The organism is Bacillus pinisoli, from assembly GCF_023036475.1.
Classification (GTDB): Bacteria; Bacillota; Bacilli; order Bacillales; family SA4; genus Bacillus_BS; species Bacillus_BS pinisoli.
Genome location: NZ_JAJQKI010000003.1, coordinates 318,083 through 344,631, shown reverse-complemented (window position 1 = coordinate 344,631; position 26,549 = coordinate 318,083). Strand labels below are relative to the sequence as shown.

The following is a 26,549-nucleotide window of genomic DNA, read 5'->3' as shown; positions in this document are numbered from 1 at the left end:
AATAAATAAAATTATACCGAGGGAGGAGCTAGGTTTGGATTTTTTTGTTCCTAATGAGGATTCGTGTTCAGATCAAGAAGATGGAACAGGTACGTTAAAATGGTGGCAGTTATCATTGGTTGGGGTGGGCTGTACAATTGGTACGGGTTTTTTCCTTGGATCTGCCATTGGAATTAAGATTACCGGCCCCTCGATTGTTTTTTCATTTCTTTTGGCTGCAATCGGAACATATATCGTCTATAACTTGTTGGCAAAAATGACAGCTCAAGACCCACAGGATGGCTCATTTTGTTATTATGCCAATAAAGCGTATGGCAGATGGGCTGGTTTTAGTTGTGGATGGAACTACTGGGCTTCAAATATTTTAATTATGGGGAGTCAGTTGACGGCATTATCTATCCTATCTAGATTTTGGTTTCCTGACGTTCCGTTATGGATTTTTGCTTCGGGTTATGCGGTATTATCCATTCTTGTTGTTTTAACAGGGAGTAATGGATTCAATCGTGTTGAAAACTTATTTGCTATTATTAAAACAGCAGCAATTATAATGTTTATTATCCTAGCTGCAGCTGCTTTATTTGGTTGGATTCACGGAGATGCTAAGATGCCAAGTTTTCCTAACACGGGAGAAGAAATATTTCCCGAAGGACTAAAGGGTTTCTGGGGATCATTAATCTACGCTTTTTATGCTTATGGAGGAATTGAGGTTATTGGTCTCCTAGCAACGAATCTAAAGAAAAAAGAGGATGCGCCTAAGGCAGGAATTATCATGTTAATCCTTCTCGTCATTATTTATGTACTTTCTCTCTTCTTTGCTGTAATTCTAGCCAAACATGGAGCGTTTACAGATAAAGAAAGTCCATTCGTGACAGCATTATCTGCTTATAATCTTGATTTCTTTCCTCATGTGTTTAACGGAGCCATTATTATTGCTGGCTTTTCAGCTATGACAGCGGCTTTGTTTGGGGTTACGACTTTATTGGTGACATTAGCTGACGGTGGAGATGCACCAAAGCTCTTTTCAAAGAAAGTAAAGAAATGGAAGGACCTGCCGTTGCCGTCGCTTGTGCTCGCTACAATCGGATTAATCGCATCTATTATTACAGCCTTTTTATTACCGGGGAAGATCTATGAATACATTACAACTGCAGCAGGTATTTTAATCTTATTAAATTGGGCATTTATTATTATATCTGCTTTACGCATTTTGAAAGTGAAGGCATGGGGAAAAATAACTGGTATGATTGGGATTATTCTCATTATTGCCGCCATAAGTGGAACACTTGTGGAGAAGACCATTCGTTTAGGGCTTGTGTTTAGTGCAGGATTTGTTCTACTTATCGCGATTGTTACACTAATTATGCAAAAAAAAGTATGGAAACATGCCGAGTCGAACTAAGCATAAAAAGGAGCCACTGGGCTCCTTTTTCAAATAGTCATATTAAAATACAATATCCAAATAGTCACCAGGTGTGAGATTCTCATCAAAACCTACTTCTCGTTCATTTCGCAAAAGCTTAAAGCCACTAATACCGTGAGTCGGAATTTGTAAGTCAATAAACCTAAATAGATCTTGAAAAATAAAAGGGCTTGTAGAATGGAGAATGGTTTGTAGAGAGTCTCCATTATTAATAACATCAGAATGTTCTACAGGCTGACCATCCTTCATAACTTTCATGTTTTCCCTTGTTAATGTTAGCTGTTCTCCTCTAAAGAAAACGGTCATGGAACTTGTGAGTTCTAATTGTTGTAGTTCAGCAAAATCTTTAAGTAATAAAGGTTGTCCATCTTTAATTTCAATCTCATCGTGATAGTCAACGGAAGTCGTGGCTGAGACTACTTTGCCATTTTTAAAGATCTTTCCTTGGTAGGAAGGAAGGGTTATTTTTCTTCCATTTAATTGCACTGTAAAGTCCTTCATGATCTGCAACCATTCGTTTAACTCTAAAAAATGTAGAAGTTGTTCAATAGTCTCTGGAAAGTGGTAGTCAATTTGATCATGGTCATGTACCAGGTCATTTCCACTTGCTAAGAGACTATTTTTGTATATACTTGCTCTAATCTCAATCGTTTGCTGATTAAGCGACATTTGTTTAATAGGAGGCTCATCGAGTAATTCACCAATAGTAATAGAAGGTGGGCTACCATCTTCCCCTTTTTCAACGATAAGTTGATCACCATTCCTTACATTTGAGTCAAGTGTACAGGTCTCTCCATTTTGTTTCAGCACTGGTGCTTTCCCATAATCACCTGGAATGGTTACCTTTCTACCATTTAAAGTAATCATAAGGGCCATACCCGGCTTTCCGTAAAGTTTTTTCATATTATAGCCTGCTGCCAGTATACAATCTCCTACTGTCAACTGCTTCATATCAAATAATCTCACTGGGCGTTCATTTACATAAATAGTTAGATATTGGACAGGACTTTGGTTTGACGCAATGGCAATTCCAATAGGAGTTACCAGTTCTGGCCCTTTTAATATATGGTCTGGTAGCTGGATATTACGAATAGCATCAATCCCTCTAATAGCTACTCTATTTTCGGGGAGTTCTAGCATATTTGCTATTCTAAGTGGTAATTCAGGAGTTAAACTCCCACCTCCTACAAGCATGATTGCTTTAGGAGATTTCTTATTTAGACGTAGGATCTCCTGACAGATGGAATAGGCTAAACGATTAATGGATTCTGAAATCCTATCAATAACATCTTGCCTTGGTACATCGGTTTCAAAACCTAATATATCCTCAATTGTTATCATTTCTTGAGTGTGCAGATCACGCTTCGCTTTTTCTGCTAGAGGAAAATCTAATAAAAATTCATCACTAAGTGCCTCTGTAATTTCATCTCCAGCGACAGGTACCATTCCATAAGCAACGACCGTGCCTTCGTCCGTTATCGCGATGTCTGATGTACCAGCACCTATGTCAACAAGGGCAACATTCAATCTCCTCATAGAAGGTGGTATTAATACATTGATAGCTGCAATTGGCTCGAGTGTTAGGGCCTCCATTTCTAAGCCTGCTCGTTGCAAGGCAGATAGTAATGACTCCACCACTATTTTAGGTAAGAATGTAGCAATAATCTCAACAGAAGCTTCTTCACCTTGTTGATCTAGTAAGTTTCCAATGTCTTCTCCGTCCAATTGATAGTGCATGACTGAGTAGCCTACACAATAATAGTGTTGACTTTTTTCTTCCATGTATTTTGAAGCAAGGGCGAACTGAGCCTGCTGGACAGCACTTAATTCAAGGTGTAGGATATCTTCCTTTAGAATAATCGGCTTTCGTTTAATATCAATGCTTACTTTTGCTCGTTCTGTTTTAAGAGCACGACCAGCTGCGGCAACACATACTTTACTAAGCGGACCATGCTTCTTTTCCAACCTATTCTTAATTTGTGCAATAACATTTGAGACAGATAATACGTCATGGATTTGACCATCTACCATTGAACGTTCAACATGCTCAATTGTTTCGTTATCAATAATATGATAAATTCCATCTATGTTTTTCATAATTAGTCCGACTACAGACCTGGTCCCTATATCAAGAGAGAATATCAACGGCTGTTCTTGCAAAATGGTTTCACCTCTACCTTAAAACATGCATAAAATACTTTAATGCTTAAAAGCGTTTAACTGATGAAGTGGATGTCGTGACATTCACTAACATATCGTTTATAATAAATGCTAATTAATCAAAATGTACCATACTTTGAGAGTTAATTAAACAGATAGAAAGAAAGGATGACAGAGATGAGTAATGTTGAGCTAGATCAGTTAAGAGAACAATTGGATGATGTGAACTTAAAGCTATTAACGCTGTTAAATGAACGTGCCAAAATTGTGAAAGAGATAGGAAAAGTAAAGGAAACACAAGGTACAAATCGATTTGATCCAGTGCGGGAAAGATACATGCTAGATAAGATTGCTAATGAGAATGAAGGACCGTTTGAAACTTCGACTCTTCAACATATATTCAAGGAGATATTCAAAGCAGGATTAGAATTACAAGAAAACGATCACCGAAAAGCGTTATTGGTTTCTAGAAAGAAAAAGCCAGAGGATACAATTGTTAACGTTAAAGGCGAACTGATTGGAGATGGTAAGCCTCACTTTGTGTTTGGACCTTGTGCGGTTGAGAGCTATGAGCAAACAGCAAAGGTTGCAGAGGCTGTCAAGGCAAGGGGACTAAAGCTTCTACGTGGAGGAGCATTTAAACCGAGAACCTCACCATACGACTTCCAAGGTTTAGGCTTAGAAGGGTTAAAGATATTAAAGAAAGTGGCAACTGAATATGATTTAGCTGTCATTAGTGAAATTGTAAATCCTGCCGACATTGAAGCAGCGATTGATTATATTGATGTCATTCAAATTGGTGCAAGAAACATGCAGAACTTTGAATTATTAAAGGCGGCTGGTTCTGTAAATAAACCGGTACTATTGAAGCGTGGACTAGCGGCAACGATTGAAGAATTCATTAATGCTGCAGAATATATTAATTCAAGAGGAAATGGACAAATTATTCTCTGTGAACGAGGAATTAGAACATATGAAAAGGCAACAAGAAATACATTGGACATTTCAGCTGTGCCGATCTTAAAGCAAGAAACCCATTTACCAGTTATGGTGGATGTGACACATTCCACTGGAAGAAGGGATTTATTATTACCTACTGCTAAGGCTGCATTAGCGATTGGGGCAGATGGAATCATGGCAGAAGTTCATCCAGATCCAGCTGTTGCACTTTCAGATTCTGCCCAGCAGATGAATATTGAGCAATTTAACCACTTCTTAAATGAATTACAAGCATTTATGCCAGTTAAAGCATAAAAACTTAACCTTTCACTAAAAATAGTGAAAGGTTTTATTATTTTCAAAAAACATTAATCTCGGAATAAAATTTGTCATAAATCTGAATTTTAATACTTGGAAGTGGATAAATCATAGTAAATACGTTGCGGTAAAGGCATTTGTATCGTATTATTAGTAACATACAAAAACGATGATAATGGTTTAATTTTACATAATTTGATTTCATTATTATAAGGAGGAGCACTTACATTGAATATTACAATATACGATGTAGCCAGAGAGGCCAATGTTTCAATGGCTACTGTCTCAAGAGTTGTGAACGGTAATCCAAATGTTAAACCGGCTACAAGGAAAAAGGTTCTAGAAGCTATTGAAAGATTAGGCTATCGTCCTAATGCAGTAGCGAGAGGATTAGCAAGTAAGAAAACAACAACAGTAGGAGTAATTATCCCGGATATCTCAAGCATCTTCTTTGCGGAATTAGCGCGCGGAATTGAAGATATTGCAACGATGTATAAGTACAATATTATCTTAAGTAACTCTGACCAAAATAAGGACAAGGAGTTGCACTTATTAAACACAATGCTTGGGAAACAGGTTGATGGAATTGTGTTTATGGGTGGAAACATTACGGAAGATCATGTGGAGGAATTCAAAAAATCACCTGTACCAATTGTGCTTGCTGCAACGATCGAAAAAAGTAAGCAAACGCCATCTGTAAATATTGATTACAAGCAGGCTGCCTTTGATGCAGTGACTCATTTACTTGAGAAAGGTCATGAACGAGTAGCATTTGTTTCAGGGCCACTTCATGATTTAATTAATCAAGATGAAAAGCTTGAAGGATACCGTAGTGCTCTTGCAAGTAAAGGTATTGAGTTTCAAGAGGAGTATGTGGTGGAAGGTGATTACTCCTACGATTCAGGAATTGAAGCGTTTGAAAAACTAACAGAGCTTTCAACACCACCAACGGCAATCTTTGTTGCGACAGATGAAATGGCTCTAGGTGTCATTCATAGCGCTCAAGACATGGGTAAGGTCATCCCAGATGATATTGAGGTAATTGGCTTTGACAATACTCGTCTAGCGACAATGGTACGTCCACAGTTGACAACTGTCGTTCAGCCGATGTATGACATTGGAGCTGTAGCGATGAGACTATTAACGAAGCTTATGAATAAAGAAAATGTGGAGGACCATATTGTTGTTCTTCCTCATCGAATCGAGTATCGAAAATCAACAAAATAAACCGATCAAAGCTAATTATGAGTCATATATCATAATTAGCTTTTTTATATTGTGTGTACTTAAACACCTAAAAAGCTGTAACGATGCTCTTTAAAAAAGGCTCTTTTCGTATAGATTGTTGCTTTCGTAAAAATCTCAGGAAGCCGGATATTTACTAAATAGTTTAATGTCAACTGCTTTTCAATTAGACAGTTGCTCTTTTCTAAAGGATATATACGGAATTTATTCGTTAAAGGTTAGCTTAACTTCAGATAAAGTAGGTTAGAAAGCAACAAAGTTTTAGAAAAGAGCCTTAAAAAAAGGCTGAGCAAGGAGAAATTTCCTCGCTCAGTCTTTTATTGTGTCACAATCAAATTATTTATTTAATAATGTTATAATTTTTAGTGTAAATATATAAAAAGTATAACACAATTAAAATAAATTGTGTTATTATCAAATTAACATGTAATATCTTTGATAAAGAAAAGGGGTACAAATGATGGCTGAAGCGACCAAATATAACTATATCTTGAGATTTAATGAAATTGGTAAGAATGATATTCAACTTGTTGGTGGAAAAGGTGCAAACTTAGGTGAATTAACTCAGAATAACATCAATGTTCCTCCTGGTTTTTGCGTTACAGCAGAGGCTTATAAAGTCTTTATTGAAGTAAGCGGGATTAGTCCTCAAATAGAAGAAACTATTAATCAATTAGATTATGAAAACACGGAGCAGCTTCTAGAAGCAAGTAAACGAATTCGTACATTAATAGAAGAAACTTCAACACCTGAAATCATTCGTGCTGAAATCGAAGAAGAGTATAACACATTTTGTGAGCAGATCGGAAAAGAGAATGTTCCTGTTGCGGTTCGTAGCTCGGCTACGGCTGAGGATCTTCCTGAGGCCTCTTTTGCCGGACAACAAGATACTTACCTAGAGGTTAAAGGTGCCATTGATGTAATGGAACACATTAAAAAATGTTGGAGCTCTCTATGGACGGCAAGAGCTATCTACTATCGTCAAAATCAAGGCTTTAATCATTTCGAGGTATCTTTGAGTGCAGTTGTTCAAAAAATGGTCGATAGTGAAAAAGCTGGAGTGATGTTCACAGCCAACCCAGTTACACATGAGCGTAATCAAATTATGATTAATGCTAGCTGGGGTCTTGGTGAAGCAGTTGTTTCAGGTATTGTTACTCCTGATGAATACATTGTGGATAAGGATACGAAAAAACTAATAGAAACGTATATTGCAAGTAAAAATGTGATGGTGGTAAAAAGAGACATTGGTAGTGGGACGGCGGAAGTAGCGGTTCAAGATTATCTTGGCTTTTCAAAGGTAAAAGAACAGTGCTTATCATCTGACCAAATCTTGACGTTAGCAGAGCAGGCATTACAAATAGAAGAAGTATATCATGCACCACAGGATATCGAGTGGGCGTTTGATCATGATTTAAAAGAATTATTTATTCTTCAGGCAAGACCCATCACAACTTTAAAGGAAAAGGAAGAGGATAAAATGGAAACTTCAGCAACGACAAAACGAAATGCATTAGTAAAGGGTCTTGCTGCCTCTCCAGGTATCGCTAGAGGTAAAGTAAGGTTAATCCATCATATATCGGAGTTTGCTAAGGTACAAGAAGGCGACATCCTGGTGACCATTATGACAAATCCAGATATGATTCCTGCCATGAAAAGAGCAGCAGCAGTTGTTACGGATGAAGGTGGTAGAACTTGTCATGCTGCCATCGTTTCTCGTGAACTTGGCATTCCTTGTATCGTTGGTTCAAATCATGCCACTGAGATTTTAGAAGACGGCATGGAAGTAACGGTAGATGCGACTCGTGGAGTGGTTTATGAAGGGTTAGTCATGCAGGAGAAAGTAAAACCCCAAACTGAAACGACTTCTGGTGGGTATATGATGGACCCAATGTTTATGCAACAATTCGCACCAATCACGGGTACAAAGGTATACATGAACCTTGGCGAGCCTTCCATGATTGATAAATATCAGTACTTACCATTTGATGGAATTGGCTTAATGAGAACGGAATTTATATTTTCAAATATGATTGGTGCTCATCCTATGTATCTACTAAAAACAGGTCAGGGTGACGTGTTGATTGAGAAAATGTCAGAAGGAATTACGATGGTTGCAGAAAAGCTTTTCCCTAAACCTTTAGTTGTTCGTTTAAGTGATTTTAGAACTAATGAATTTAGAGGTCTTAAGGGAGGAGAAGAGGTAGAGCCAATTGAAGCGAACCCAATGATAGGTTGGCGTGGAGTGTCACGGTATATTTCTCCTCAATATCGTGAAGGCTTCCGTTTAGAATGCCGTGCTATTAAAAAGGTAAGAGATGAATTTGGTTTAACCAATGTGTATGTCATGCTTCCTTTTGTGAGAACAGTTTGGGAGTTAGAAGAAGCAAAGGAAATTATGAAGGAAGAAGGTCTTGTACAAGGACCAAACTTTAAGATTTGGATTATGGCAGAGGTACCATCTGTTATCTTTGCGGCTGAGGAATTTGCTCAATTGGTAGATGGCTTTAGTATCGGTAGCAACGATTTAACTCAGTTAATCTTAGGAATTGACCGCGATTCTGGCATCTTAAATAGCATGGGATATTTTGATGAACGTGATATCGCTGTGAAGAGAGCGATTAAGAAGTTAATTGAAGCTGCACATAAATACGGTAAAACCGTTTCAATTTGTGGTCAAGGTCCATCCTTATATCCTGATTTCACAGAATTCTTAATAGACGCTGGTATTGACAGCGTAAGTGTTAACCCTGATACAGTAGCCTTCACACGTCGTTTAGTAGCAAGTGCAGAACAAAAAATTCTATTAAATAAGGTAAGAAAAAACTAAAATATTGTTGTGGGGACAAGGTGACAAGTACCTTGTCCTTTTTAGGTCAAAAAAGAAGAGACCATCTACTAGATGGTCAAACAGAACGTATTACACTTAGAGCTTTACTTAAAGTAAGACTATTTTTTTCATTAATCTCAGCCTTCCTTGGTATTGGCTTTACTAGATTACTAGGATCAAACCAAGTAGTTGGAAGGGAAACAGGAGCTTTAGATTGCCATTTATTAATCCACTCTATAGGAAGTTCTTTTTGATAGACGGAGGACTGTTCAACCATTTCAGCCCAAACCATTGACCATGCTCGAGGTACGACTCGCCAAACATCGTATCCTCCACCACCAACGGCTATCCATCTTCCTTGGCAATACTGATGAGCAATTTTATGAGCCAGTTTAGGGATGGCCTCATAAAGTTTCATCGTACAGGATAGATGAGTGAGGGGATCATGGTAATGCGCATCTGCTCCATTCTGCGTAATAATAATATCCGGTTTAAAATATGCTGCTATCTCCGTTAGAGCTTGTTCATAAGCATCTAAAAAGGAATCGTCTTCTGTAAAGGCATCTAATGGAATATTAAAGGAATAACCAAATCCGACTCCGTATCCTCTTTCGTAAATATTTCCGGTACCAGGGAATAGATAACGACCTGTTTCATGAATGGAAAGCGTACAAACGGTCGGGTCATCATAAAAAGCCCATTGCACCCCGTCACCATGATGGGCATCAGTATCTACATATAGTACTTTTAACTGATATTTTTGTTGAAGGTATTTGATTGCAACCGCAATATCATTATAAACACAAAAACCTGAAGCTTTTCCTTTAAAACCGTGGTGTAGACCACCCCCAAGATGGAGAGCATGAAGTGCCTTGCCACTCATGACATAGTCAACAGCAGTTAGTGTTCCCCCAACAAGCCTTGCACTTGCCTCATGCATATTAGGAAAGATAGGTGTATCCTCAGTTCCAATCCCATAATTTATACCTGTTTCTTCAGAGAGTTCTCCAATACTAGCACTTTTCACTGCTTGAATATAAGCTGAATCATGAAATAGAGCTAATTCATCATCGGTTGCCATCCGAGGTTCAACGATATCCGTAGGAGTTATCAATTGAGTACATTCAAGTAGATCCTTAGTCGTGGTCACCCTAATCTGATTAAAAGGGTGGTTCTCATTAAACTTATACTCTTCGATTTGATTTGAATGAATAAATACCGAATGATTACTCATATGTAGCACCTGGTAATCTAGGCCAGAGAACGTCATACTGTTTAGCCCTTAGTTTTTCAATCAATGGAAGAGGATTTTTTGTTTGAATACGAAGTACTAATGTTTGTTTTTCAGCGTTTGTAGTTGGATAAACAATAACACTTAGAATATTCAAGTGCAGTTCTCTTGTTACAGTTGTAACTTCCGCTAATACGTCTGAAATTGTAGAAGTTTTAATTTCAATTTGGGAACCAGGTTGATCGGCACCTGTCAGCTGCACAAATGTATGTAGTAAGTCAGTTTCCGTGACAATACCAACTAGCTTGTTATTTTCAGTAATAGGAAGACAACCAATTTTTCTTTCAAAGCATATAGCAGCAACTTCCTCTATAAAGTCTAACGGATGTCCAGTTATGACCTTTGTATTCATCACATCAGCAATAACTGCTCGATCTTCTTCATCCCCACTCGTGAGGAAATATTGATATAAATCTGACCTTGTTACTAGACCAATGACTTGTTGTTGGTCGTTTACAACTGGAAGATGACGTATCCCGTTTTCCAACATTAGTAATTTCGCTTTTCTGATCGTATCAGTAGATAACAGCGTTATCACTTTTTTCTTCATGATTTCATCGACGATCATTTAGATCCTCCTTCCGATCAAGCTTGCATGGTTTATTCTCCATTTGAGAATATCCGAAAAAGAAGAGTAGTTGGTAGATTGCTTAGTACATAAACCGATGTCTAAATCTTAGTCTATCGAATTGTTGAATAGAGTCTTGATCCACTCGTGAACCTATACGCACCATTAAGCAATTAGCTGGATGAGAGCTAATTTCCGGATCATCTGTGGCAAACCATACAAGTCCACCGGAGTTCATCATTTTTTCCATAACCTTTCGATATTCCCATACATTAAGACCTGTACCTTTTAAGTCCCAATGCCAATAATATTCTGTTGTAATAATAATGAAATCATTCATTGCGTCATCCATCATGGAAACCGTAAGAAGATTCTTCCCTACAGATTTACCTCTATATTTTGGTATGACTTCTATTGCACCAAGCTCAATCAGATTCTCCATCTTACCTTCTGACCAGCGCTCAAGAGGATCTGGGTATAAGTAGGTAACGTAACCAACTACGGTATGATGGTCTCTAGCTATGATAATTCTTCCTTCTGGAAGTTTTGCTATTTCAACAAGTGCTTTATGCTGCTGTTCTGGTATTCGGAAGGAGGTTAGATCCTCATGAAACTCATAGGATGCTAGTTTGTCAGACGGGATAGGTCCTTCTATAATTAGACTGCCATGTTGTGTTTTTAATTCCATTGCGTTGTATGTTTTTTTATGAAGCATTACATCACCGCCAATAAAGTTTTTAGCTAACAATTTTTTAACGTTAACCAGTGTCTACTTCTATTATTATACTGATGAGAAGAGAAGTAAAGCGTTTTCAATATCGGAATTTTTAATATTAAAGCTGATTTCATATATATTGCTACCTTCGTAACAAATACCCGCTAGCATAATGTGATGTACATAACATCTAGAAAGTTGCTTTTTTCTAAGTGTCTTGTTGCATTAAAGTGAGCTCGTGCTTAAATAGTTGAGGTTGATAAGCAACAAGGTACTAGGAAAGAGTCAAAATTCAGTACTTTAAGTTTTTTAAAAATTGAGAAAAACTTATTTTTATACTATAATATAATGGAAATGATTACATAAAAGGGGGAGAATGAAGAAATGAAATTGGAAGCGCTTCCTGTGATAAAGGGTAATTTTAATTTAAAAAGTTATGATGATGCGAAAAATCAATTTTCGTGGGATGAAGTAGAAAAGGAATTTTCTTGGTACTCAACAGGGCGAATGAACATGGCCTATGAGGCGATTGATAAGCATGTTGAAACGGCAAGAAAGAATAAAATAGCACTCTATTACAAAGACTCTACTCGCAATGAAAAATATACTTTTAAAGATATGATGGAAAACTCTAATAAGGCTGGAAATGTTTTAAAGCAATCAGCTGATGTAGAGAAGGGAGATCGCGTTTTCATTTTCATGCCACGTTCTCCAGAGCTATACTTTATGGTTCTTGGTGCATTGAAGCTTGGTGCCATTGTAGGGCCGTTATTTGAAGCATTTATGGAAGGTGCTGTAAAAGACCGTCTACTAGATAGTGAAGCAAAAGTATTAGTAACAACGCCATCATTATTAGAGAGAGTACCACTAGAGGATCTACCTTCTTTAAAGTCTATTATTCTAGTTGGCGATGATGTAAGAGAAGATGGAGTATTCATTGATTATTATAAGAGAATGAACGATGCTAGTAAGTATCTTGAAATTGAATGGTTAACTAAAACAGATGGACTTATTCTTCATTACACTTCTGGTTCAACAGGAAAGCCAAAAGGAGTATTACACGTTCAGAATGCCATGATTCAGCACTATCAAACAGCTAAATGGGTACTAGACTTACAAGAAGAGGATATTTATTGGTGTACAGCAGACCCAGGCTGGGTAACAGGTACTTCTTACGGTATCTTTGGACCATGGCTTGTTGGAGCATCTAATGTTGTAGTGGGTGGTAGATTCAGTCCAGAAGCTTGGTATGGGACGATTGAGGACTACGGTGTAACGGTTTGGTACAGTGCCCCAACCGCGTTTAGAATGCTAATGGGTGCTGGTGATGAAGTCGTAAAGAAATTTAATTTAAACTCTTTACGTCACATTTTAAGTGTTGGAGAACCGTTAAATCCAGAGGTAGTTCGTTGGGGAATGAAGGTATTCAATCTTCGAATTCATGACACTTGGTGGATGACTGAAACAGGTGCACAGTTAATCTGTAATTATCCAAGTATGGAAATTAAGCCAGGTTCTATGGGGAAACCAATTCCAGGTGTACATGCAGCAATTGTAGATGATCAAGGTAATGAGTTGCCTCCGAACAGAATGGGGAACTTAGCCATCAAAAAAGGATGGCCTTCTATGATGTATACCATTTGGAATAACCAACAAAAATATGAATCTTATTTTATGCCCGGTGATTGGTATGTATCAGGAGATTCGGCTTATATGGACGAAGATGGATATTTCTGGTTCCAAGGCCGTGTAGATGACGTCATTATGACATCTGGTGAAAGAGTTGGGCCTTTTGAAGTTGAAAGTAAACTTGTAGAGCACCCTGCCATTGCAGAAGCTGGAGTCATTGGTATTCCAGATCCTGTTCGTGGTGAAATTATAAAAGCATTCATTGCTTTACGACAAGGCTATGAACCGTCAGAAGAACTAAAAGAGGAAATTAGATTATTTGTTAAAAAAGGTCTAGCAGCTCATGCAGCTCCAAGAGAAATAGAATTTAAAGATAAACTTCCAAAAACACGTAGTGGAAAAATCATGAGACGTGTGTTAAAAGCGTGGGAGTTGAACCTACCGACAGGAGATCTGTCTACATTAGAGGATTAATGGTAAAGCCCCCGATACATTGTGAGTATCGGGGGCTTATTAATTTCTTTGAGAATTAAGGGCTTGAATGAAAAAATAACCTATGACTCTTTGTCATAGGTTATCTTAATGAGATTATAGATGTTTTATCAACCGCCAGAATTACCATTACCACCTGTATTACCACCAGTGCCACCGGTATTACCACCGTTACCTCCAGTATTACCACTGCCACCGGTGTTACCTCCACCGCCATTGCTTGGAGGGGTTTCAGCAGGTGGATCAGCTGGTTCTTCAGGCTCTTCAGGCTCCGGTTCTGGTTCAGGAGGCTTTTCCTTCATCCATTCACCTTTTAAAGCATGTGCTGAAGGCTTACCTTCTTTTCCGCTTATATCTACCGCTGTTACATAATAGGCTGCAACACCAGAATTAATGGGGAAACCACCATTTGTCATGAAGTCATTAATCGAAATACTTCCAACCTTCACAAACTTATCGGAGAAGTTTTCCGCTCGGTAAATTCGGAATCCAATGATGTCGTTATGAGCATGCTTTGCCCATGTTAATTTACTGCCTGAAACGGCTACCTTATCAACAGCACTTGGTGCGGAACCGTTATCTGCAAGAGGCTCTTCTTCAGGAATTACTACATTTTTAAAAGTAGCTGCTTTAGCAAGTAATTTCATCAATTCTTCAGCACTCTTAAGATTGTTTTCTTCCAAGAATTCCTTCTTAATCATGACTCCATCCTGCGTAAATTCTGCTGGAGAGGAATCAAGAGCACGATACGCTTTGTCGCCAATCATGACAAATTTACCTTTTTCTAACGTATCATCTTCTTTTCTTGGTACAAATTTAGAGTTGAAAATATCTGTTTCAACTAAGCCTGCTTCTGAACATAACGCAGAAGGGAGTAATCCAGAAATCGTACAATACGATCTTCTTACTATGCCACCTGGCATTTTAAATGTATCGTTTGATTTAACTAGTTCAGGTCTAACATCATAAGCTGCGTTCATTAGTTGTGCCCAAATCATTTGACCTCTCTTAGAGTAAGAGAGTCCTTTATATGCTTCTAAACGCTTAGGCGTGTCATATCCAATCCATGTACCGAATGTTACATTTGGATTTGTAGCTACAAACCATGAATCACGATATTCCTGGGAGGTACCCGTTTTACCAGCCCAGTCAGAAGAGAAGTTTAACATAGAAGGAACGCCTGCAGCTGTCCCACCTCTTATTACATCTCTCATCATATCAATGGTTAAATAAGCTGTTTGAGGAGAGAATACCTCGACTTCTTCCGTTTCATGCTGATAGATGATTTCTCCATCTTTTGTTTCAATCTTCTCTATCATATAAGCATCAATGAACTTCCCGCCATTTGCAAAAGTTGCATATGCGTTTACGTTTTCTTCAACTGTTACACCAGCTTCCATCCCACCAAGTGACATCGCTAAGTTTGTATGATCACCTTCTGTAAGACTTGTGAAGCCCATATTTTCTAAAAAGGTAGTTGGTCGTTGATTAACAATCTTTGTATACCCAATAGCAGCCGGGACGTTATGGGATTTAGCAAGTGATGTACGAGCTGAGACTAGTCCATAGTGATTCCCACCAAAGTTTTTAGGACTCCACATGTCTGGCCCAGCTTTTATAGAAAATTCAACATCTACAAACACAGTACCCGGCTGAATTTGCCCTAATTCCATACCTGGTGCATATACCAGAAGAGGTTTCATTGTAGAACCATTTTGACGTTTAGCTCGTAAAGCATGGTTCGTTTGCTCACGCTGATGATCACGACCAGCAACGAAACTAATAATCTTACCTGTTTTATTTTCAATGAGAACGGCACCTACTTCAACCGGTTCAGGTACCTTTTCCATCTCACCTGTTTCTTTATTTTTCTTTTCTTCCATCTTGTCTTGTCCGTAGTATTGGAATTCCTCTGCTACAGTTTGCATACGATCATAGATGTCTTTATCAATCGTTGTATAAACACGGTAGCCGTTTTGTCTCATTTTTGTATCAGCTAAGTTTAAATAAGAGTTATATAGCTCACTGTCATTAAGTAAATCAGCTTTTTCATATCCATCTTCTTCAGCTAGCTTATCTGCTAGTATTTCTTTTGTTCTTAATTCAATCTCGGCTGTTAACCAAGGATAATCTTCAGTAGGTGATGGTTTTGGTTTCGCGAAGCTACCAACTATATCAAAGGCTAGCGCTTCATTATATTGCTCTAACGTTATCTTTTCTGCTTTAAGCATTCTGCTTAGGACAGTTCTCATTCGCTCTAAGCCAGGTTCTAAATTGTTTTTGATTTCCCCTGCATTCGTGAAGGGTGTATAACCAAAAGGACTTTGTGGAAGTCCTGCAATAAAGGCAGCTTGAGCAAGGTTTAGCTCTTTAGGATCAATATTAAAAATTCCGAGGGCGGCTGTTTTTACGCCTGCAATATTATCTCCTGAACTGTTTCTTCCGAATGTTGCTACATTAAGATAGGTTTCTATAATCTCTTCTTTTTCAAAAAATTGCTCTAAACGCATGGCTAGAAGGATTTCTTTTGCCTTACGTTCAAATGAAACTTCGCTAGATAAAATTTGGTTCTTAATTAATTGTTGAGTTAGTGTACTTCCACCCGTTTGTGTCTGTGCATTTGTTACTTCCTGTAATAACGCACGAAGGATCGCTTTAGGTACTACACCATTATGTTGATAGAAGTATTCATCCTCTGTAGCAATGACAGCGTCCATTAAAAATGGGGAGATTTTGTCTAATGTTACCTCTTCACGGTATAGGTCAGATCTAAGCTCGCCCAAGTAAACATTGTTTGCAAAGTATACTTCTGAAGTCTCTTCGTAGTTGTAAATATCTTTTTTCATACTTTCATAACTTCTAATAGGCTCGTCCTTAACAAGGGAAGCAAAGTACCCAGCCCCTACTCCTCCGGCAAAGAAAGCACCAATTAATCCTATAACTAAAAAAACTAAAAATAAATTCCAAAAAACCTTGTAAGTAACAGAAAAGAACTTAGTTGTATTCTTACTTACGATGATGTCTTTAAAGGTTTGCAAGTATTCTTTTATCATTGATTTGTTAATCTTCATAACACTCCCCCTAAATCACCTACTATTATAGCACATAACAATTGTAGTTTTATATACACAGCAGTACATATTATAGGAAAAATAAACCATTTAGTGATATGTTTTAAGGGAGGAGTTTGACAGGAACTTGTTTATTATGGTATTAATTTGTATATGAATTTAATAGTGAAAAGCAATGATAGGAATAAGTAATGGAGTTAATCACTGTTTAAGAGAGCTGATGGTTGGTGAGAATCAGTACAAATTAGCACATGAAATACGTCCTTGAGCATCTTTTGTGAAATCAAGTAGCAGAAGACGGTGAAACCGTTAATTTGTCTGAGTGGAAAGTATTTATTTACTTTCAACAAGGGTGGTACCGCGACTATAACTCGTCCCTTTTTTAGGGAGGAGTTTTTTTATTTTATCTCTATTTAAGGATAGGACAAAGGTTCTTTGCTTCATAACAAGAAAGGGGTTTAGGAGTATGGATTTATTAAAGGATTTAGAGTTCAGAGGACTTATTCATCAGGTTACAGATCAAGAAGGGTTAGAAAAAGTGTTAAGCGAGGAAAAGATCAAACTGTACTGTGGTTTTGATCCAACTGCTGATAGTCTTCATATTGGTAATCTGTTGCAAATTGTAACGTTACGTCGCTTTCAGCTGGCAGGCCATTCCCCGGTTGCATTGGTTGGAGGTGCAACAGGATTAATTGGAGATCCAAGTGGTAAAGCAAATGAAAGAACGCTTAACTCATCTGAAGTGGTTGAACAATTTACTGAAAAGATTAGAATGCAATTATCGCGTTTCTTAGACTTTGAACATGCTGTTAATCCTGCAACCATCGCCAATAACTTTGATTGGATTGGTAAGCTTGACGTCATCTCGTTTTTACGTGATGTAGGAAAAAGCTTCGGTTTAAACTATATGCTGGCTAAGGATTCTGTTCAGTCAAGACTTGATGCAGGTATTTCTTTTACAGAGTTTAGCTACATGATTTTACAGTCGTATGACTTCTTAAAGCTATACGAAACACAAGGTGTTCGTCTTCAAATTGGTGGAAGTGACCAATGGGGGAATATTACCGCTGGACTTGAATTAATTCGTAAATCAGTTGAAGATTCGAAGGCTTTTGGTTTAACCGCTCCACTTGTCACAAAAGCGGATGGAACAAAGTTTGGTAAAACGGAGTCAGGAACAATCTGGTTAGACCGTGAAAAGGTTTCTCCATACGAGTTTTATCAATTCTGGATTAACACAGATGACCGAGATGTAATGAAGTTTATTAAATGCTTTACGTTTTTATCAAAAGAAGAGATCGAAGCAATTGAACAAGATATGGTAGAAGCACCTGAAAGAAGAACTGCACAAAAGCGTTTAGCTGAAGAGGTTACAACTTTTGTTCATGGAGAAGAAGCGTTAAAACAAGCTATAAGAATCTCAGAAGCATTATTCTCAGGAAGTATTGGTGATTTAACAGGAGAAGAAATTAAAGAAGGCTTTAAGGATGTTCCTTCTTTTGAAATTCCTGCTTCTGAACAGCCAGGTCTTGTAGATCTATTAGTACAAAGTAAAATCTCATCATCGAAGCGTCAAGCACGTGAGGATATTTCAAATGGTGCAATCTATATCAACGGTGAAAGAATTCAGGAAGTAGATTTTGTCGTATCGGAAGACCAGCGTATTGAAAGTGCATACACCGTCATTCGACGCGGGAAGAAAAAGTATTACTTAATTAAGTTTATATAGTGTCGTAAATTAGCCATCTCCTTAGGAGGTGGCTTTTACTTTTAGGAGTAATAAAAATTATTTTATAAAGTAATTGTATTTAAACGAAAAATATATTACTCTTTAAAGTAAGGGGGTGTTAAAAAATGGAAGACTTAAGGCTGAATGTAGCTTTATTGAGAAGAAGGGTACCAAATTTAACAAGTGCAGCAAAGTCAGTGGGATTACGACCGGCAACCGTTTCAAATTTATGTACTGGAAAGATACCAATTGGTCGATCTGAGGTTCGGACACTGGTGGCTTTAGCAGATTTAGCTGAATGTAGTTTGGATGAGCTAATCATTAGAGGGGAGAAAATTGACATGATTGAAACGAAAATCAAGGTGTTAGATTTATTTGCTCCGTTAGCAAAAGGTGGAACGATCGGTTTAGTAGCAAGACCAGGTATGGGGCAGGTTGTCGTACTTGCTGAATTATTTTATAGATTGAAAAAAGAAGGATATTTAACAGCATTACTCATGCCAGAAACAGAATCCAAAGAATTAGATGACATCCTAGAATATGTGGATATTGTTGCGAAAGACATTGATGAGGCTTATGAACAGCTAGCTGTTAAAGGGAAAAATCATGAAGTGATATTCGCATCAGATCGCAGTCATGTGGTGTCAGGAAAAATCTATGACCTTCAACAACGACTCCAGGATATTGGTATAGATTCTATTACCACTATGTTACTTGACTTAAGAGGTGAGGCTGTTGATGAAGATTTACCATACGGTCCACTTGAGACACTTCTACAATTCGATGCAGACCTATCCGCAAGATTTAAGTTTCCAGCAGTTAATCCTATTTACTCCACTTCATCCGTGCTAGAAGGCGCACACCTAGACCAACAACATCTATCCATTCAACAACGTGCTCAAAAACTACTCAGACGCTACCGTGAACTTCGCTCATTAGTGAATGTAAATGGAGTACAATCGCTTCCGACATCCGAGATCCAAACCTTTAAACGAGGTGAACGCCTTGAAGCGTATTTAACGCAACCATTCTATGTAGCTGAACTGTTCACTGGGAAAAAGGGAGAGTCAGTGGACTTAGTAGATACGTTAAATGACGTGCGGAAAATATTAGACGGAGTAACTGATTCACAGGAAGTGGATGAGTTGAACTATGTAGGGAAGCTCTCTAAGTAAAAAGCATCTGATTAGAAAGCGCAACACTCTATTTTTGGACCGCAAGAAAAAGAGGCAAACTGGCAAGAAAAATGAAAAAGTCACAAGAATATTAGCTAAACTCGCAAGTAAAAGTTGCTGGTGCAAGAAAAAGTGGCAAACTGGCAAGAAAAATGAAAAAGTCGCAAGAATATCGGATGAACTCGCAAGTAAAAGTTGCAGGCGCAAGAAAAAGAGGCAGACTGGCAAGAAAATTGGAAAAGTCGCAAGAATATAGGTGAACTCGCAAGTAAAAGCTGCAGGCGCAAGAAAAATAGGCAAACTGGCAAGAAAAATGAAAAAGTCGCAAAAATATGGGATGAACTCGCAAGTAAAAGTTGCAAGCGCAAGAAAAATAGGCAAACTGGCAAGAATAATTACAAAGTCGCAAGAAAGTTGCATGAACTCGCAAGAATAAAATTACAAACTCACAAGAAAAGTTGCTGAACAAGCAATAAAACTGCATGATCGATGAGTAAAAAATGAGGACGCTATAAATTAATCAATAAAGAACCCCACTGGATACCAGTGGGGTTACATTTATTAACGAGAATAGAATTCTACGATTAGTGATTCGTTGATTTCAGCTGGAAGTTCAGAACGCTCAGGAAGACGAGTGTAAGTTCCAACTAATTTCTCAGCATCAAATGATAAGTAGTCAGGTACGAAGTTATTTACTTCTACTGCTTCCTTAACAGCCGTTAGGTTTTGAGACTTTTCACGTAGAGCGATAGTTTGTCCAGGCTTTACGCGGTATGATGGAATGTCAACACGAGATCCATCAACTAAGATGTGACCATGGTTTACTAATTGACGAGCTGCACGACGAGTACGAGCTAAGCCAAGACGGTAAACTAGGTTGTCTAAACGAGATTCTAAAAGAATCATGAAGTTTTCACCGTAGATACCAGTCATTTTACCAGCAGCATCAAATGTGCGACGGAATTGACGCTCATTTACTCCATACATATGACGAAGCTTTTGCTTCTCTTGTAATTGTAAACCGTATTCTGATAATTTCTTACGTTGGTTTGGACCATGTTGTCCAGGAGCGTAAGGACGCTTTTCTAATTCTTTACCAGTACCACTTAAAGAGATACCAAGACGACGAGATAATTTCCAGCTAGGACCTGTATAACGAGCCATTATATGACTCCTCCTTTTGTGTTTTTATTTTGTATAAAATAAAAACCGTAACGGGCATTGATCTACAACATTTTATTACATGTTATATCCTCGCTCCAGCAGCAGGGAGTTACTCGATATAGCTCATACTAAAAGGTGATGAGTGAATATCTTCGCCACATGACCCTAGTACGGGAATAAAATGCTCATAAATTTACCTATTTAGGCTGCAGTATTTTACACAAAAGCTATTATATTCTTTCTATAGGTCCATGTCAACCACTGTCTCTATGTATACCGACATTTTCATTAGGTGAAAAGAACTATTTTAATATCCTATTATAGGTTTATATGGTATAATTTTTTAGGTGTCTACTCAAGATAATATAGGTGATAAAATAATGGAACGTTTCCAACTTCTGAAAAGTGAATTATTTGATCTATTATTTAATGGGCAAGCAGTCAATCGTCAAGATTTGCTAACTACCTTATTAAATTATGTCCAAGATCATTATATGGCTATAGATGTTACACTGTTTTCACACACGAGTGAAGACTTTATAATAGTAAGTTCAACAAGCCAAGAAATTATGAACAACCCTAACTATTTTACAAATCTCTTCTCCTCTCAGACAGAGCTCCTCGAGGAAGGTAAAGTAAAGATTATAACCACAGACATCCATCACCTTGTTCTAATACCATTACGTTTAAAAAATAATAAATTAGAACTTATCCTTATGACTTTATTAGCTGATCATGAAGTAACGAAGGGTATGAATTGGGACGAAATCTCCAAAATCTTCTCTACTTTTTTAAATAAAGTGTATGAGTTTGTTAACCTTACAGATGAATACAGACGCTATGAACAGCTTTACCGTGTCACTTCTAAGTTTCATTCTTCTATGAACATGGATGATATCCTTAAAGAGGTTATTGAAACTTTACGTGAAGTATATCCAGATTTTACATATTATTTACTATTGTCACATGATTATAACCATTTGAACGATTTGCCGATAAAAGAAATTCAGTATGACGAAACGAATATGGCGGTAACTCAAGCTTTTGTCACTGGAGAGGTTCAATTAGAGGATAGAGTATCCGATCGGACTTCACTTCTTTATGCACCGCTAAAAGGTAGGCAAGGTGTTTATGGAGTGCTGCAAATGATTGCACCAAATACGTTATTCTTCCCAAAAGAAGAAATTAGTTTTATTACTCTTTTGGCGAATACAGCAGGAAGTGCGATTGAAAATGCTAAGCTTTATCAACAGTCAAACCGTTTAATTGCCGATTTACAATTAATAAACGAAACATCTCATCAGTTAAACTCAAACTTGCGTTTAACAGAAGCTATGGGATACATGTCAAACCAAATTATTAAATCTTTTCAAGCGGATGAGGTTGGCTTTATTCTATTTAAAGAAAACTCCGACTATCAGATTTTACCCGGAAGTACTGACTTTTTTCTAAAAGACGCGTCGACTGTTATTACTAAAGTACAGAGTAAGTTAATGGTTGAAAGGGAATCAATTTTTGTAGGTGATTTAACGTTAGATTCTGAAACAAATCAAGTCAACTATCGATCACTTATGGCTGTTCCGATGATACAAGGAGCCGACTTACGTGGTGTTTCCATTGTTCTTCAAAAAGAGCCCTATGCTTTCCCGTTTGAGACATTTAAACTATTGCAATCTCTTATCCACCATTCTACTTTAGCACTTTCTAACTCTTTGCTTAGAGAGGAGCTGGAGAAACTAGTTATTACGGATCACTTAACAAAGCTTAGCTCAAGAAGTTACTTGAATGATCAAATCAGTAAGTCGATGGAGAACGATGCTTTTGGTACTTTTTTGTTAATTGATATAGATGATTTTAAACTAGTGAATGACACATTCGGCCACCAGGTTGGTGATGATGTGCTAAAGCAGGTTGCCGACATCATTAGAGATAATATTCGAGAGTTCGATGTAGGAGCCAGATGGGGTGGTGAGGAGCTTGCGGTTTATTTACCGCGAGTGGATCTACAGTCAGGTGTTGCTATTGCAGAGCGCCTCGTCCAAAAAGTAAGCGAATCAACGAATCCGAAGGTCACGATATCTTGTGGTGTGGGACATTGGGAAAAAGGTCATTCAGATACGCCAATTACACTGTTTAAGCGAGCAGACGAAGCGCTGTACTCTGCAAAGGGAACCGGAAAGAACCGCGTAAGAGTCCAAGAAAAATTATATAATTAGAAACAAGAAACTTGGTATTGTAAGTTGATACCAAGTTTTTTTATAATAGATAAAGAAAGCGTTTACAAAATAGAGAGTTCTTACATATGGTGTAAGTAGGAGGCGGAAATATGGGGAAGAAGCACAGATTTGAAACAAATGCCGTTCATGGTAATTATGAATCTTCACAGTTTTTAGGGAGCTTGACACCACCATTATTTCAAACATCAACATTTACATTTGATCGAGCAGAGACAGGGGAAGCTAGATTCTCTGGAGCAGAGGAAGGGATGATTTATTCAAGACTCGGAAACCCTACTGTTCAACTACTTGAGGATAAGATGGCAATGCTAGAAGGAGGAGAGAAGGCGTTAGCTTTTGGATCTGGAATGGCAGCAGTTTCTTCTGTTCTTCTGCATTTCGTTAAACAAGGGAGTCATGTACTCTGCTCGAAAGGAATCTATGGTTGCACGTACGGATTATTAAAATGGCTACAGGAAAAGCTGGACATTACTTTTGATTTACTAGATATGGAATCTAGTGAAGAAATAGAGAAACGATTGACGGAAAAGACTGCTTGCATCTTTATAGAAACTCCGATTAATCCAACAATGGAGGTCATTAACCTTAAAACCGTTGTAGAATCGGCAAAGAAATATAACGTACCGGTAGTTGTAGATAATACATTTTGCTCACCGTACCTTCAAAGACCCATAGAGTGGGGTTGTGATGTAGTGATTCATAGTGCCACTAAATATATTGGTGGTCATGGTGACGTTATTGCAGGAGTGGTAGTTGGGAAGGAGGATCTCATTAACGAGATTGCTAGACATATCAGAAAAGATATAGGTGGAGTGATGTCACCGTTTGATGCATGGCTTCTTTTAAGAGGATTAAAGACATTACCAGTCAGAATGGAACGACATTGTGAGAATGCTATGAAGCTAGAAGAAAAACTAATTGCTCATCATGCGGTAGAAGAAGTGATTTATCCAAAGGCTGAGAGTACAAATGGTCAAATGAGTGGATCAGGCGGAATTATTTCCTTTAAAATCCGTGGAAGTAAGGAAGAAGCCCAAAAGTTATTAAATTCTGTTCAGTTAATAAAGGTGGCAGTCAGTCTTGGGGATACCGAAACTTTAATACAACATCCTGCCACGATGACACATGCGATAGTTCCTGAAGAAGAGCGAATAAAGATGGGCATTACGGATCAACTTATCAGGCTTTCCGTGGGTCTTGAAGCCTGGGATGACATTTGGGAGGATTTAGAGCAAGCATTAAACCAGGTTAGCTTGAAGGACTAAGAAGGTTGGACTATTAAAATTCATTAAAAAGGAGTCAGAATTGACTCCTTTTTACATTGAAAGAACCTATATAAATTGGTTTAAAACCTCTACGAACTTTTCTAGATACTTTTGGTCAGTTTCATCAAAGCGGTCTTTAAGAGGGCTATCAATATCAAGTACGCCAATTACTTCACCATTCTTAATCATGGGAACGACAATTTCCGATTGAGAGGCAGCATCACATGCGATGTGACCTGGGAAAGCATGGACATCAGCAATGCGTTGTGTTTCTTTTGTTGCGGCTGCTGTACCACAAACTCCTCTTCCAAAAGGGATTCTCACACATGCAGGGAGGCCTTGAAAAGGACCCAGCACTAATTCATTACCTTCTGTAAGATAAAAACCTACCCAATTAATATCAGTTAAGAACTGATTTAATAAGGCGGAAGCATTTGCCAGATTGGCCACAGCATTTGATTCACCTTCTAGTAGGGCTTGTAGTTGTTTAATAACTAGCTCGTAGTTCTTTTCTTTTGATTCTTGATACTGTTCGACTTTAAACACAATAATCCCCCTTTTTTTGATAATCATTGATTAATATCTTAGCAAATTAGAGGAGAATTAGCACGAATTTGTCGATAGAAACTTAAAGGAATCACTCCGGCAACCAAGAAAATGTATATATGTAGAGAATGGAGTGATTAATTTGAGTCAACCTAATTCAAAGGAAAAAGTTATCAGCGCATCCATTGGATTATTTAATACTAAAGGGTTTAATGGTACTTCCGTTCGTGATATTGCTAATAAAGCAAATGTTAATATAGCCATTGTCTCCTATTATTTTAAAAATAAAAAAGGATTATTAGAATATCTTATATCCTTATACTTTGACCAATATATTCATGTGATTGAGAAGGTGTTAATGGAGACGGATCTATTGACCACAAAGGAGAAGCTAAAAGTACTTACAAAAGCTTTACTCAAGTACCAAGTGGATCATAGACAACTTGCAAGGTTTGTTTATCGTGAAATGACGTTAGATAATGTGTTGATTCGAGAAGTAATGGCTACTTATTTAGCCAAAGAAAAATATTATTTTAAGCAGCTGTTTGAGGACGGTATCCGGTCTAAAGAATTTCGTAAACTAGAAATCCCTTCAGTCATAGCACAATTTAAAGGAATGTTGTCTATGCCTGTTTTGCAACCTCAATATTTTACCGAAGTCTTGCACATTATTCCTTATGATGAGTATTTCTTCAAACAATACATGAAGGAGATGGAGAACTGGATTGAGCTCTCCATTTGTCACTCTCCAACAGTAACCTTTATCAATAAGCCATCCTACGTGGTGGGCGACTGAAATGTAGCGGATAGGTGAAGATGGTCAAGCCCTTGCTGTAAATCCTTCACTTGATGAGCATCAGATCCATAAACTAGAGGGATGTTTAACTGGATGGCTTTCTCTACTACCCAATCAGGTGGATATGGTTCTTTGCAAAGAGGCTTATTTACACCCGCACCGTTATAATCAAGTTGTAGATGATGTTGTTTCATAGTGAGTAATAGATCTATGATTTCCTGTTCAAACATACGATGAACAGGGAATTTTTTTTGGAATTTATGAACGAGTGTGATATGACCAATTCTTTTCGGTTTATAAGGACCTAAATCTGCTTGAATAGACTGATGTAAAGTGTGAAAATAACTCTCGTAAATTTTCTCTACACTGCCAAACACACTTATCATTTGCTCAAATGTGTCTGGACTATAATCTAAGCAAAAATAGTTATTGTCTTTTCTTAGAAAATGGACAGACAAAATACTATCATCTAATAAGGCACCATATTGGGTAAGAAAAGATGTAATTTCTTCTTCATAACCTTCAATAAAATCTACTTCTAGTCCTCGGTTGATTTTTATTTTTTCACTATACTTTTCTTTTAGCTGGGTAATGGTTTCAAAATAAAGAGTAAGATCTTCCATCTTCATCGCGCTGTCCTGATTAGGCGTTGGATCTGTAAAAGTAGATGGAAGAGGAGCATGTTCGGTAAAGGATATTTCTTTCACACCTAATTCAATGGATTTTTCAATATAACTTTCAAATGAATCTTTCGTTCCATGTGGGCAAAAAAGGGTATGAATATGGCCGTCTGCGATCAAAAGTGAACCCTCCAAAGTCAAAATGTAAAAATTTTAAAAAATTTGGTCAAAAATTGTCGTTTACATGGTATCATAAAAGCATTGATTTTTCATTTAAATAAATGTAGATATATAAGTTCTATCTTTTTTTAGCTAATCGTAAGAGACAGGAAAAGTGTT

19 protein-coding genes and 1 other annotated feature are annotated in these 26,549 nt (G+C 37.6%); of the genes, 11 read left to right on the top strand and 8 right to left on the bottom strand.

Annotated elements, in window-relative coordinates:
• Window positions 1-34 precede the first annotated feature (34 nt).
• The gene (locus LT143_RS06290) at window positions 35-1,399 is read left to right on the top strand and encodes an amino acid permease (RefSeq protein WP_246941289.1); all 1,365 of its coding nucleotides are present in this window, start codon (window positions 35-37) and stop codon (window positions 1,397-1,399) included.
• Window positions 1,400-1,441: 42 nt separating this feature from the next.
• On the opposite strand, the gene LT143_RS06285 is transcribed toward LT143_RS06290, so the two are convergent.
• Window positions 1,442-3,580, bottom strand: a complete 2,139-nt coding sequence (locus tag LT143_RS06285; protein WP_246941287.1) for a cell division protein FtsA — start codon at window positions 3,578-3,580, stop codon at window positions 1,442-1,444.
• Between the two features lie 177 nt (window positions 3,581-3,757).
• Between LT143_RS06285 and LT143_RS06280 the strand changes: the two genes are divergently transcribed.
• From LT143_RS06280 to ppsA, 3 genes are all read left to right on the top strand, one after another.
• Complete coding sequence (locus LT143_RS06280) at window positions 3,758-4,834, top strand: bifunctional 3-deoxy-7-phosphoheptulonate synthase/chorismate mutase (RefSeq protein ID WP_246941285.1); 1,077 nt, start codon at window positions 3,758-3,760, stop codon at window positions 4,832-4,834.
• Window positions 4,835-5,065: 231 nt separating this feature from the next.
• Window positions 5,066-6,064 carry a catabolite control protein A gene (gene ccpA, locus LT143_RS06275; RefSeq protein ID WP_272495698.1) on the top strand — a complete coding sequence of 333 codons (999 nt, stop codon included), beginning with the start codon at window positions 5,066-5,068 and terminating at the stop codon, window positions 6,062-6,064.
• Between the two features lie 478 nt (window positions 6,065-6,542).
• Window positions 6,543-8,912 carry a phosphoenolpyruvate synthase gene (gene ppsA, locus LT143_RS06270; RefSeq protein ID WP_246941283.1) on the top strand — a complete coding sequence of 790 codons (2,370 nt, stop codon included), beginning with the start codon at window positions 6,543-6,545 and terminating at the stop codon, window positions 8,910-8,912.
• A gap of 76 nt (window positions 8,913-8,988) precedes the next feature.
• Here the strand turns inward: ppsA and LT143_RS06265 are convergent, their stop codons facing one another.
• From LT143_RS06265 to LT143_RS06255, 3 genes are all read right to left on the bottom strand, one after another.
• A complete protein-coding gene (locus LT143_RS06265; protein ID WP_246941281.1) occupies window positions 8,989-10,146 on the bottom strand; it encodes an acetoin utilization protein AcuC in 1,158 nt (385 codons plus the stop codon).
• The gene (locus LT143_RS06260; protein ID WP_246941279.1) at window positions 10,139-10,771 is read right to left on the bottom strand and encodes a CBS and ACT domain-containing protein; all 633 of its coding nucleotides are present in this window, start codon (window positions 10,769-10,771) and stop codon (window positions 10,139-10,141) included. The genes LT143_RS06265 and LT143_RS06260 overlap by 8 nt, the downstream gene beginning before the upstream one ends.
• A gap of 82 nt (window positions 10,772-10,853) precedes the next feature.
• Window positions 10,854-11,486, bottom strand: coding sequence for a GNAT family N-acetyltransferase (locus LT143_RS06255; RefSeq protein ID WP_246941538.1), 633 nt, complete (start codon window positions 11,484-11,486; stop codon window positions 10,854-10,856).
• A 384-nt stretch (window positions 11,487-11,870) separates the two neighbouring features.
• Here LT143_RS06255 and acsA point away from each other — a divergent pair, with 384 nt between their 5' ends.
• Window positions 11,871-13,589 (top strand): acetate--CoA ligase, encoded by a 1,719-nt coding sequence (gene acsA, locus LT143_RS06250; RefSeq protein WP_246941277.1) that lies wholly within the window; start codon window positions 11,871-11,873, stop codon window positions 13,587-13,589.
• 128 nt (window positions 13,590-13,717) lie between these two features.
• Here acsA and LT143_RS06245 read toward each other — a convergent pair whose 3' ends face one another.
• Window positions 13,718-16,678, bottom strand: coding sequence for a transglycosylase domain-containing protein (locus LT143_RS06245; RefSeq protein ID WP_246941275.1), 2,961 nt, complete (start codon window positions 16,676-16,678; stop codon window positions 13,718-13,720).
• 166 nt (window positions 16,679-16,844) lie between these two features.
• Window positions 16,845-17,060: a binding site (T-box leader), on the top strand.
• 84 nt (window positions 17,061-17,144) lie between these two features.
• Here LT143_RS06245 and tyrS point away from each other — a divergent pair.
• From tyrS to LT143_RS06230, 3 genes are all read left to right on the top strand, one after another.
• Window positions 17,145-18,407: a tyrosine--tRNA ligase gene (gene tyrS / locus LT143_RS06240; RefSeq protein WP_246941273.1), complete on the top strand. Its 1,263-nt coding sequence runs from the start codon at window positions 17,145-17,147 to the stop codon at window positions 18,405-18,407.
• A gap of 125 nt (window positions 18,408-18,532) precedes the next feature.
• Window positions 18,533-19,582, top strand: coding sequence for an ATP synthase beta subunit C-terminal domain-containing protein (locus LT143_RS06235; RefSeq protein ID WP_246941271.1), 1,050 nt, complete (start codon window positions 18,533-18,535; stop codon window positions 19,580-19,582).
• 195 nt (window positions 19,583-19,777) lie between these two features.
• The gene (locus LT143_RS06230; protein ID WP_246941269.1) at window positions 19,778-20,047 is read left to right on the top strand and encodes a hypothetical protein; all 270 of its coding nucleotides are present in this window, start codon (window positions 19,778-19,780) and stop codon (window positions 20,045-20,047) included.
• 96 nt (window positions 20,048-20,143) lie between these two features.
• Here the strand turns inward: LT143_RS06230 and rpsD are convergent, their stop codons facing one another.
• Window positions 20,144-20,746: a 30S ribosomal protein S4 gene (rpsD, locus tag LT143_RS06225; protein WP_246941267.1), complete on the bottom strand. Its 603-nt coding sequence runs from the start codon at window positions 20,744-20,746 to the stop codon at window positions 20,144-20,146.
• A gap of 380 nt (window positions 20,747-21,126) precedes the next feature.
• Here rpsD and LT143_RS06220 point away from each other — a divergent pair, with 380 nt between their 5' ends.
• Window positions 21,127-22,962, top strand: a complete 1,836-nt coding sequence (locus LT143_RS06220; RefSeq protein WP_246941265.1) for a sensor domain-containing diguanylate cyclase — start codon at window positions 21,127-21,129, stop codon at window positions 22,960-22,962.
• Window positions 22,963-23,072: 110 nt separating this feature from the next.
• Entirely contained in the window at window positions 23,073-24,248 is a 1,176-nt protein-coding gene (megL, locus tag LT143_RS06215; RefSeq protein WP_246941263.1) for a methionine gamma-lyase, read from the top strand.
• Window positions 24,249-24,314: 66 nt separating this feature from the next.
• On the opposite strand, the gene LT143_RS06210 is transcribed toward megL, so the two are convergent.
• Window positions 24,315-24,794 (bottom strand): GAF domain-containing protein, encoded by a 480-nt coding sequence (locus LT143_RS06210; protein WP_336296592.1) that lies wholly within the window; start codon window positions 24,792-24,794, stop codon window positions 24,315-24,317.
• 142 nt (window positions 24,795-24,936) lie between these two features.
• Between LT143_RS06210 and refZ the strand changes: the two genes are divergently transcribed.
• Entirely contained in the window at window positions 24,937-25,590 is a 654-nt protein-coding gene (gene refZ / locus LT143_RS06205) for a forespore capture DNA-binding protein RefZ (protein ID WP_246941259.1), read from the top strand.
• Here refZ and hisJ read toward each other — a convergent pair.
• Window positions 25,572-26,390 (bottom strand): histidinol-phosphatase HisJ, encoded by an 819-nt coding sequence (gene hisJ / locus LT143_RS06200; protein WP_246941257.1) that lies wholly within the window; start codon window positions 26,388-26,390, stop codon window positions 25,572-25,574. The genes refZ and hisJ overlap by 19 nt on opposite strands.
• Between the last annotated feature and the right edge of the window lie 159 nt (window positions 26,391-26,549).